Annotated in this window: 8 protein-coding genes; 5 read left to right on the top strand and 3 right to left on the bottom strand. The window is 63.8% G+C overall.

Going from position 1 to position 7275, the window contains the following annotated elements; all coding sequences use genetic code 11:
• Positions 1–197 precede the first annotated feature (197 nt).
• Entirely contained in the window at positions 198–680 is a 483-nt protein-coding gene (locus VZ95_RS11425; RefSeq protein ID WP_045775954.1) for a hypothetical protein, read from the top strand.
• A gap of 11 nt (positions 681–691) precedes the next feature.
• On the opposite strand, the gene rfaE1 is transcribed toward VZ95_RS11425, so the two are convergent.
• From rfaE1 to VZ95_RS11400, 3 genes are all read right to left on the bottom strand, one after another.
• Positions 692–2158 (bottom strand): D-glycero-beta-D-manno-heptose-7-phosphate kinase, encoded by a 1467-nt coding sequence (gene rfaE1, locus VZ95_RS11420; RefSeq protein ID WP_045775953.1) that lies wholly within the window; start codon positions 2156–2158, stop codon positions 692–694.
• Between the two features lie 175 nt (positions 2159–2333).
• Positions 2334–3377 carry a glycosyltransferase gene (locus VZ95_RS21925; RefSeq protein WP_052711693.1) on the bottom strand — a complete coding sequence of 348 codons (1044 nt, stop codon included), beginning with the start codon at positions 3375–3377 and terminating at the stop codon, positions 2334–2336.
• On the bottom strand, positions 3374–4219 hold the full coding sequence (locus VZ95_RS11400) for a glycosyltransferase family 2 protein (protein WP_045775949.1): 846 nt from the start codon (positions 4217–4219) through the stop codon (positions 3374–3376). The genes VZ95_RS21925 and VZ95_RS11400 overlap by 4 nt, the downstream gene beginning before the upstream one ends.
• Before the next feature lie 199 nt (positions 4220–4418).
• On the opposite strand from VZ95_RS11400, the gene VZ95_RS21920 reads away from it, so the two are divergent.
• The 4 genes from VZ95_RS21920 to VZ95_RS11380 form a co-directional block, all read left to right on the top strand.
• The gene (locus VZ95_RS21920; protein WP_052711692.1) at positions 4419–5624 is read left to right on the top strand and encodes a PP2C family protein-serine/threonine phosphatase; all 1206 of its coding nucleotides are present in this window, start codon (positions 4419–4421) and stop codon (positions 5622–5624) included.
• Complete coding sequence (locus VZ95_RS11390; protein WP_045775948.1) at positions 5624–6022, top strand: hypothetical protein; 399 nt, start codon at positions 5624–5626, stop codon at positions 6020–6022. The genes VZ95_RS21920 and VZ95_RS11390 overlap by 1 nt, the downstream gene beginning before the upstream one ends.
• Positions 6023–6077: 55 nt before the next feature.
• A complete protein-coding gene (locus VZ95_RS11385) occupies positions 6078–6596 on the top strand; it encodes a YcnI family protein (protein WP_045775947.1) in 519 nt (172 codons plus the stop codon).
• Positions 6597–6696: 100 nt separating this feature from the next.
• Positions 6697–7275: copper resistance CopC family protein (locus tag VZ95_RS11380; protein WP_045775946.1), on the top strand; the 579-nt coding region annotated here is incomplete at its 3' end.

Genomic DNA, 7275 nt, shown 5'->3' with positions numbered 1-7275 from the left:
YTTCATGTTCTCACCTTCGGCTCTTCTGTCCGCTCGGGCGGATTGTTGCGCAAGACATGGGGGCAGGCCGTACGCCGTCCAACAGTCCTTAAGGAGTGCCGTATTTTATCGAAAGTCACCCGTCATGCTTACCGCGCCGCACACACTCTGTCCATGTTAGTGCGTGAGAATGACCGGGAGGACGGAGGAACACGCTCATGACGCACACGTATCACGCCGCTTTGGCCACGATCATCGCGCAGAAAAAAAGCATCGACGGCATTATCTCGGCGCGCGACCGCGCGGCGCGGGAATCCGCCGAGCAGGAGGCCAGCCAGTTACTGCGCTGCCGCGAGCTTTGGCGCACGCAGTATCTGCCTCGGCTTCAGCACGCGCTGCACGATGTGAACGAGGCATTGGACGAAGCGGGCATTCACCTGCGCGATATTCCCCAGCGCGGGCCGGAGCCCTTCATTTCCTCGATCCTGTTCGTGCTGTTTTTCGACGGTCAGCCGGAGGGGGAAAAGCTGCGCATCGGCTTTGATCGAACCGGCGTGCTCACGGTGCAGCGCCTCGACCCGCGCGAAAAGCTGCTGGAAACCTTGCCCGCAAGCGCCTTGGACGCCGAGGCGTGTGGGCGGTTGCTGACCGAGTTCGTCGCCACGATCTGCAACGCCCATTTTGCGAAACTGAACGGTTGAGGGGAACGGCCCTACTGCCCGGCGATCTTCTTCAGCGTATTCGTGGTCGAAAACCCGGCTTCGAGGGTCGCCAGCAGCACTTTACCGCCGCGTTTCAGCACAAGGTCCGACCCCACCACGGTTTCGACCGTGTAATCGGCGCCTTTGACCAGCACATCGGGTTCCACGGCGGCGATCAGATCGCGCGGCGTGTCTTCCCCAAACAGCACCACGGCATCGACGGCGGCCATTGAGGCGAGCACGATGGCGCGCGCCATTTCCGACTGCACCGGGCGGCTATCGCCCTTGAGGCGCTTCACCGAGGCGTCGGTATTCAGCCCGACGACCAGCCGGTCGCAGGCGGCTTTCGATTGGGTCAGCAGCGAGACGTGACCGGGGTGGATGAGGTCGAAGCAGCCATTGGTGAAGCCAACGCGCAAGCCTTGCCGCCGCCAGCCGCTCACGAGATCGGCAATTTGTCCGTGGGAGATGATCTTCTGCTCGCCCACCGCCAAATCACGGCCTTGCAGCGCCGCCGAGAGGTCTTCCAGGCGGCAAACGGCGGTGCCGATCTTCCCCACGACGATGCCGGCGGCGGCATTGGCCAGCAGGCAGGCGTCGGTGAGCGAGAAACCGGCGGCGAGCGCGGTGGCAAGGCCAGCGACGACCGTATCGCCCGCCCCTGACACGTCGAAAACTTCTTGGGCGGTGGCCGAGACGTGGAAGGGCGCGCCTTCGCGCGTGACCAAGGTCATCCCATCTTGGCTGCGGGTTACCAGGACGGCCTCGATACTGGTGGTGGCGAGAATATGGCGGGCGGCGATGACGATGGCGGCCTCGTCCTGGGTGGGAAGCCCGGTCGCCTCGGCCAGTTCGGCGCGGTTCGGGGTCACGAGCGTTGCGCCATTATAGCGCGTCCAGTCGCGGCCCTTGGGATCGACGATCACCGGCACCCGCTTTTGCTGGGCGAGGGTGAGCAGCGCGCGAAAAGTTTCGGGGCAGAGCACGCCCTTACCGTAATCGGAGAGGGTGAGGGCGCCGCTTTCGTTCAACGCCTCTTCCGTCCGGCGCAGCAAATCGGCCACCGTTGCCGGGCGGATCGGGGAAATCTCCTCCTGGTCGGCGCGGAGTAATTGTTGCGATCCTGCAACAAAGCGAGTCTTAACCGTGGTTTGCCGATTGGTTTCGACCAGCAAATGCGGCTCCACCCGCGCTTCCGCCGCCACCAGCGCAGTAACGCCATGCCCGGCGGCATCATCCCCCACCACCGAGACGAAGCAGCATTCCGCGCCCAACGCCAACAGATTGCGCAGCACATTCCCGGCTCCGCCGAGCACGGTGATTTCGCGCTGAATGCGTAGCACCGGAATCGGGCCTTCCGGCGAGATGCGTTCGACCGTTCCATAAACGAAACGATCCATCATCACGTCGCCGACGGCGGTGACGCGGGCAGTGCGCAGGGTTTCGAGACGGGCGGCGAGGTCGATGAGTTGCGACATGGAGAATCCTTAAGCCTGCGCCCGGTCACGGGCCTCGGTCAGCAGGCGCTCGAACTGATCGGTGATGCGGTCGATATCGAAGGCGTGATCGGCATAGGCTTTGCCGCGCGCCGCCATTTCGGCCCGCAACGCCGGATCGGCGCGCAGGCTGCGGGCGGCGGCAACGAAGCCCGCCTCATCCTCCGGCGCGGCGACCAGCCCCGCGCCTTTCGCGAGTAATCAGCTTGGCCGCAAGATTATTCAGCGGAATCGCGCCCAGCAGGGGCCGGTCGGCGCAGAGATAGGCGAGGGTTTTCGACGGCACCGAATAGACTCCCGCATCGGGCTCCAGCAGCACAACCAGCGCCGCGCCGGTGCCGATGGCGTTCGGCACGTCGGCAAACGGTTGGAACGGCAGCAGAATGAGATTATCGAGCCCCTCGCGCGCCTTGGCCTCGGCCAGCCAATCGGCACCGATTCCTTCGGTGACGACGAGCACGCGCACGTCGGGATCATCCTTGAAGGCGCGGGCGAGGGCGGCCAGAAGCTGCGGATTATGCTTCAGTCCCAAGGTGCCCGAATACATGAACACAATCTTGCCGACGAGCCCGTGCGCCTGCGACCAGGGATTATTCTGCGGGCGCGGCGGCAAATCTTCGCGCGCGCCCCAGTTTTCGATGACGGCGATGCGATCCCGGCCAATGCCCTCGGCGGTCAGCAGCGGCACGAAATCATCGGTAATGGCGACGATGCGGTCGGAGGCGCGCCACAGCCGCTTCTCAAGCGCCTTGTACCAGGCGCCGATCAGTGCGCCGAAAACCGGAATTTTCGCGCGCAGGATCTTATCCATCGCAACGCCGTAAACATCCTGATGCCAGAACAGAAAGCCGGTTTTATGGCGTTGGGCGAAGCGCAGCAGCTTCGCCTGCGGGTCGAGCGGCGCATTGCCGCCGAGGATCACGTCGGGTTGAAAGGCCGCGATTGTTTCCACCAGCAGTTTGGCATAGCGGCGCTCCTGAAGCGCGCGCTGGACGAAACTATATTTCTTAAACGCGGTGCCGAGGCTGAGCGCTTTCAAATGCAGGCCGGGCGGATCGTCTGGGCGGGGGGCGAGCGGGCCTTTCGGCGCTTGGAACTCGCTGAAGGTTAGGTGCAGAACCTCATGGCCGCGTTTGGCCAGCGCGCGCGCCAGTTGCACGGGGAAAGCGTGGCCGGGGTAATCGTGAAAGGCGATTCTCACGCTTTCCGCTCCTGGCGGGCAAGGCGGCGCTCATAGAGTTTGGCATCGACCAAAAAGCGGAACCACAGCGTTTGCAGGACGTAATAAATCAGCCCCTCCTTCCCATCCAGGAAACCGAGGCGGATAATGTAGCGATAGAGGAAGAACAGAAATGCCCGCAAAAAGAGGGGTGCTTTGTAATAGCCACCCCTTAAGGCGCGCTTACGCTGCACGGGATTGCCGCTGAAATCGGGCTGCACCAAGTCGGCGGCGGCGCTGGCTTCTTCGATCTCATCGGCTTCGGCGTCGGCCCAACGATTGTGGCGGGCGGTCCATTCGGCCAAGCTCATGCGTTGATCGTCGAGCATCGGCTGATGGATTTGCGCCGTCTTGCCGTCGCAGAGGAAATGCTGATCGTATTTGCGCATTTCGCAGCGGCCATGCCCGGTTTTAAACAGGCGCATGTGCCAGTTGGGATAAAGCCCGCCGTGGCGCAACTCCCGCCCCAAAAACATCGTCAGGCGGGGGAGGAAATATCCCACCGTATCGCCCGCAAACGCTTGCTGTCGCAGCGCTAAAATGGCATCAACAAGCCCGCTCGATAATCTTTCGTCGGCATCTAAATGCAACTGCCAGCCGTAAGCTAGCGGTAACGTTTGGATGGCCCAGTTGCGTTGCGCGCCGTAGTTTTCGAAGGGATGATGAACCAGATGTGCCCCCGCCGCCCGCACCAGATCGAGCGTTCGATCGGTCGAACCGCTATCCACGACATGAATGTCGTCGGAAACGCGCGCGGCGCTGGCCAACGTGGCCGCGATACTCGCTTCGGAATTGAAGGTCAGAATGACGACGGAAAGGGCCATGATATCCGGTCTGATAGGAATGGGGCGCGGTCAGGGGAACGCGCGCGCGCCCGGCTTTCCTTTACGGGGCTAGGCTGCGGCTTGGCAAGGGTCGCGCGTGCAACAGCAGATGAAACTTTCGTCATCTGTGTACGGAAACCCTATTCAAGCCCCCCGCGTTCATGCCATTGTGCCGCGTAAATTGGCGAATACAGCATTGATGACGAACCCGCCGACCTCCCTGAATCTCGATAGTTCTGCGCCCCCGACGGCAGCGGAAGAAGGCTTGGTGCAACGCGCCACCTTTGCGACAGGGCAGGATATTGTCCGGGAAGGCGATCCGGGCGACTGTTTCTATTTCATCGAAGAAGGCAGCGTCGAGGTCTTCAAATCCGGCCCCGGCGGCGCGCTGAAGCTGGGCGAAACCGGTGCGGGCGGCCTGTTCGGCGAAATGGCGCTGATCGATAATAAGCCGCGCATGGCGACCGTGCGGGCGAAAGAGCCGACGACCTGCCGCATCTTCCCCGCCGCGATTCTGTCCCAGAGCCTTGAGGGCTCGGACTCGCTGGTGCAGATGCTGCTGAAACTGTTCGTGAAGAACATTCGCAATGTCGCCAACCTGCAAATGGAAAACCGGCGCCTGCTGTCGGAACTGACCCAGTTCCGCGACCGCGTGTCCGACGAGTTGGAAGTTGCGCGGCGCATGCAGCTCGACCTGCAACCCTCGGCGGGGGAAATCGCCGAAATCAGCGACGCGCTGAACATTCAAATCAGCGCGCGGCTGGCCCCGTCCACCGAAGTCGGCGGCGATTTGTGGACGGCGTTCAGCCTGCCCAATGGCAAGCTTGGGATTTTCTTGGGCGATCTTACCGGGCACGGCGTAGTTGCGGCGGTGAATGCTTTCCGCCTGCACGCGCTGCTGGCCGATTTGCGCGATCATGCCCAGCATCCGGGGCACTTTATGACGCTGCTGAACCGTCGCCTGTCGCGGCTGTTGCCGTTCGGGCAGTTTGCGGCGGCCTTCTATTGCGTCGTCGATCCGCAGGCGGGGCTCATCCATTATACCGGCGCGGCCTGGGAAGCGGCGGTGGTTTACGACCGCGATACGGGGATAACCATCCCGCTGTCGGGCACCGGCCTGCCGCTCGGCGTTTCGGAACATGAAGTCTATATCGACGCCACGATGCCGCTGCCGCTGCGCTCGCGCGTGCTGGTCTATTCCGATGCGCTGTCGGAATGTTTCTGCTTCGATGGCGCGCGCGTGGCCGAAGCCGAGTTCAACCGTTGGCGCGATGCCGCCTTGGCCGAGGATCTCGACCTGCCGGAAGGGCTGCTGCGCCGCCTGACCGAAAACCAGGTTCGGCATCTCGACGATGATTTGACCATCGTCGCGGCGACGGTCGAGCATAACGCACCGCTCTACTGATGCGATTGGGCCTGTTCCGGCGCTTTAGCGCCCTCCTGCTCATCGCGGCGCTGTTCGGCAATCTGGTCGCCCCGCTCGCGGCAGCCGCAGCGGATTCGCGCGGATTAAACGTCGCACGGGCCGAGCTTGCCGGTCTGTTCGGCGGCGCAAACGCCTTCTGTACCCCCGGCGGTGCCGACGATGATACGGGAACGCCGCCCGGCCATGCCGATGCAAGCTGCATCCTGTGTTGCCTGCCGCAGCCGCTGCGCTTTGCCGTTGCGGCTGTGCCGCCGGTCGTCCCCTTCCCCGCGCTGGCAATTGTCGCGGCCCCCTGGCCGGTCCTGTCCCCCGTGGTGCGAACCCCCGATGCGGCCCCGTCGCCCTATCGACCGCGCGACCCGCCACTCTTCGGATAGTGGATTTTTCAGCCGGGCTTTGGCCCGCACTTCCCTATTCTGAAGGATATCTAAAATGAAACGTTCGATTGCCGCCCTTCTGGGCGCGGCGGCCCTCACGCTCGCCGCCTCTGCCGCCTCCGCCCATGCCACGCTCGAAACGAGCCAAGCCGTCGCAGGCAGCTACTATAAAGCCGTCGTTCGCGTCGGCCACGGCTGCGAGGGGAAACCGACGCTGAAGCTGCGCCTGAAAATTCCGGACGGCGTTTCCGGCGTCAAAGCCATGCCGAAAGCCGGTTGGACCCTCGATATCGTCAAAGGCCCGCTGGCAAAACCGCTCGATGACGGCCACGGCGGCAAGATCACCGAAGGCGTGACCGAAGTGATCTGGACTGGCACCTTGCTCGACGCCCATTACGATGAGTTCGTCGTGCGCGGCAAACTCCCCGACGCGCCGAATACGGTGCTCTGGTGGCCGGTCGTGCAGGAATGCGACGGCGCGGCCCATCGTTGGATCGAAATTCCGGCGGCCGGGCAAAGCGCCGATAGCCTGAAAGAACCGGCCCCCGGCTTGAAGCTCACGCCGAAGCCGTAGCAAGGGGACACGGTCCAGGGCCGTCGGCCCTGGTTGGGAGAGCCCGAGAGGGCGAATAGCCCTCTCGGAATTAATCAGCAAAGCCTATGGGAATGCTCGAATGATCCGCCTGCTGCTGGCCTTTCTGCTGCTTGTTGCCCCCCTGCCCGTTTCGGCCCACGCCGGGTTGCTTGGGGCCGAGCCCGAGGATGGCGCGACGCTGGAGGCAGCGCCAGCAGCGGCGCTTTTGCGTTTCAATGAGCCCGTCACGCCGATCTCGGTGCGGCTGCTTGATGGGGCGGGGCGCGAGCTGCCCTTGCCCGGCCCGGCGCGGGCACAGAATAACGATATTCAGGTGCCACTGCCGCCGGGGCTGCCGACTGGGCAGTATACGCTGAGTTACCGCGTGACCTCCGCCGATGCGCATCCGGTGGCGGGGACAATTCTGTTCGGGGTCGGCGTTGCGGTAGAAGCATCGGGGACTGCGCCGGAGATGGACGCGCCGGAAGGGTTGATCCGCGCGAGCATGCTGCTGCGGGCGCTGGCCAATGGCGCGACGCTGTTGCTGGCGGGTGGGGCGCTGGCGGCCTTGCTGCTGGGAGCGTCGGCCTCGGGACGCTGGCGGTTGCCGCTGGCGGGGCTCGCCCTGCTGGGGCACGGGCTCGGCGTTTGGGTGCAGGGTGCGGTTCTGATCGGCGAC

The organism is Elstera litoralis (genome assembly GCF_000963705.1).
GTDB classification, from domain to species: domain Bacteria; phylum Pseudomonadota; class Alphaproteobacteria; order Elsterales; family Elsteraceae; genus Elstera; species Elstera litoralis.
This window is presented reverse-complemented; position numbering and strand designations above follow the sequence as displayed.